This is a genomic window from Streptococcus sp. KR (assembly GCF_002238115.1).
GTDB lineage: Bacteria > Bacillota > Bacilli > Lactobacillales > Streptococcaceae > Streptococcus.
Map to the genome: position 1 here is coordinate 1 of NZ_NGVM01000162.1, position 416 is coordinate 416.

Annotated in this window: 1 pseudogene; it reads left to right on the forward strand. The window is 41.3% G+C overall.

Going from position 1 to position 416, the window contains the following annotated elements:
• Window positions 1-416, forward strand: a pseudogene (locus CBI42_RS11415) (virulence protein); the annotation flags it as partial.

A 416-nucleotide genomic window follows, 5' to 3' on the forward strand; every position in this document is an offset into this window, starting at 1 on the left:
TTAGACTCAGGTGAGTTGACAGGAGCAGCCTACACAGCTGGTAAAGGTCTCTTTATAGAGATTATCATCCCCAGCATCAAGAAGTTACAAGCAGCGATAGATGATATCCAACTAGAGTTGACATCCTACAAAGATGCGGATGCTCAGATCTCTGGATATGGAGATTTGGACCTAGACCAGCTTAAGGAATTGAAAAAGCTGAGAGAAGAGCAGTTAGCTATCGTAGAAGCTCAGATTCAAGTGAGGGAGAACTGGCTAAATCAAATCACAGACCTCTTTAGTCTCAATTGGGGGAAAGCCTTCTCTGAGAAGACCATCCTCTACAATACCAAGTTTCAAATCGAGTCGGGTATTCAGGATTTGAATGATAAGATTGAAAAACTAGAATTTTTTGTCTCACAGGTATCCCAGTATTT